The following is a 1,897-nucleotide window of genomic DNA, read 5'->3' as shown; positions in this document are numbered from 1 at the left end:
GGTCCCACCAATAGTACGCCTTTCGGAATTTTTGCACCCACGGCGGTAAAGCGTTCGGGTTGTTTGAGAAAAGTAACGACTTCTTCTAATTCTTCTTTAGCTTCGTCAACTCCAGCCACATCATCAAACATGATGCCAGTTTTTGCTTCCATTTGAAAGCGGGCGCGGGACTTACCAAAATTCATGGCTTGTCCGGGTCCCCCTGGCATATTATTGGAACGACGGAAGAGGAAGAAGAGAGAACCAATTAATAAAATCGGGAAGATTAAATTGCCCAACAGTCCCCAAATTGCGCCGTTATTTTGGATGGGATGGGAGGCGAAAGGAATGCCTTCTGCCCGCAGTTGTGCCATTAATTCCGGGGCGCGTATGGGTAGATCTACTCGTAGGAGTTGTTCGCGATCGCTGAGTTGAGGGTCAGTAGCCTGTACGATCGCCGTGCGTCCGCCTTCATAGAGGTCAACAGCCGTGACGCGATGGGCGCTGAGATATTCCAAAAAGCGTCCGTAGGTCATGCGGGTGCTGGCGGTATTATTACCGAAGGCATTAGCGGAGGAAAATGTCCCTTGCCAGAGGAAAAAGCCGATGACGAGGGCGGGTAGCGTCCAGAGTAGTAGGACTCTCCAAGAAAGTTTCATATTCTATAGTGTCTTGTTTATCGGGTTTGCGGTCAATTGCAGCACTGGGAATTACGAGAAAATGACAGGTGGCGATCGCAGAGAGATATTTGAGTGGCCGCGATCGCATTTTTTTACAAAGGTTCTTGTATTACCGAACGAGTGCTGCAATTGCCAAGCTATCTTAATTAAATTTAACGTAATTCTCAGGATTTGTACAAGTTCGGGCAGAGAATCCCCGACCACTTCAATCATCTGGGAGGATTTTACTTCCTTCTCTGGGTTAGTATTATCAAAGGCTGGAATATTATTCAACTGAACAACTTAACTTTATGTTATAGTGTTCCAGAAGCATTAATAATGTATATTCCTTTAATCTAGCAAAGGCGATCGCACTTCTCAACAGTATGACTCCACCTAATGTCACTGAAATACTCAACTCGGTTCGGCAACTCTTGAATGAGTTGGGGAATGGAACAGCAGATTTAGCCAATGCTCATCCAGAGGTTTTTGACGATCCAGAGTTAAAAGCACAAGTAGAGGCATTCCGAAGCGCCTATGAGGAAGCAAGGGAAAGGCTGGAGAATCCTACCTTGTCTATCGCAACACTAGGGACGACTTCCTCGGGAAAATCTACAATTGTGAATGCGCTGATCGGTCGGAGAATTGCACCGATCCTGAATACTGAGATGAGTGGGGGAATTTTGCGGTTGCGGGTTTCAGATGGTTCTCGATTGGTCATTGAGGAAACAGAAAATAACTATTGGGAAACGGGGGAATGGTCTGGATTAAGTGACGACGAGCTTTACAATCGCATTCAGAATGTAATGTTGTCCTATCACGAAATTCGCAAAAAAGAAACAAATTGTCTTGCACCCCAAATTACAAACTATGGTGCGCTTTTACCTGCTGGAGATCGCGCTTTACTCGATCTTCCCGCAGGAATTGATATTGAAATCATCGATTTACCGGGTCTAAAATCCGTTCAAGATCGTGCCAATCTCCAAGTAATTCAACCTCAAGTGAGAAAGTCTTGTAGTTTGGTAGCTTTGGATTATGGACAGGTTGATGAGGAAAAAAGAGAACGGTTATTAGAAGAATTGAAAGAGGTTGTGACGGCTTTAAATGGTAGCACGGATTCAATGATTTTTGTGCTTAATCGGGTCGATATGCGAGGGGCTGATGATTTTCTCCTTGAACAACAAATTGAACGTTTACAAAGGGAAATTCAATCGGTTTTGTCTTTGAAAACTCCTCCCGATATTATCTCATTTTGCTCG

At 44.6% G+C, this 1,897-nt stretch carries 3 protein-coding genes; 1 reads left to right on the top strand and 2 read right to left on the bottom strand.

Annotation, left to right across the window (positions count from 1 at the left end; all coding sequences use genetic code 11):
* On the bottom strand, positions 1-638 hold a 638-nt coding region (locus tag VB714_RS07245), incomplete at its 3' end, for an ATP-dependent metallopeptidase FtsH/Yme1/Tma family protein (protein WP_323222584.1).
* Between the two features lie 51 nt (positions 639-689).
* Positions 690-932, bottom strand: coding sequence for a hypothetical protein (locus VB714_RS07240; RefSeq protein ID WP_323222582.1), 243 nt, complete (start codon positions 930-932; stop codon positions 690-692).
* Between the two features lie 92 nt (positions 933-1,024).
* On the opposite strand from VB714_RS07240, the gene VB714_RS07235 reads away from it, so the two are divergent.
* Positions 1,025-1,897: dynamin family protein (locus VB714_RS07235; protein ID WP_323222581.1), on the top strand; the 873-nt coding region annotated here is incomplete at its 3' end.

The sequence above is a fragment of the Spirulina sp. 06S082 genome (assembly GCF_034932145.1).
In the GTDB taxonomy this organism is placed as follows: Bacteria; Cyanobacteriota; Cyanobacteriia; order Cyanobacteriales; family Spirulinaceae; genus CCY15215.
Note: the sequence above shows the minus strand (reverse complement) of the source record. Positions and strands in the feature narration are given on the sequence as shown.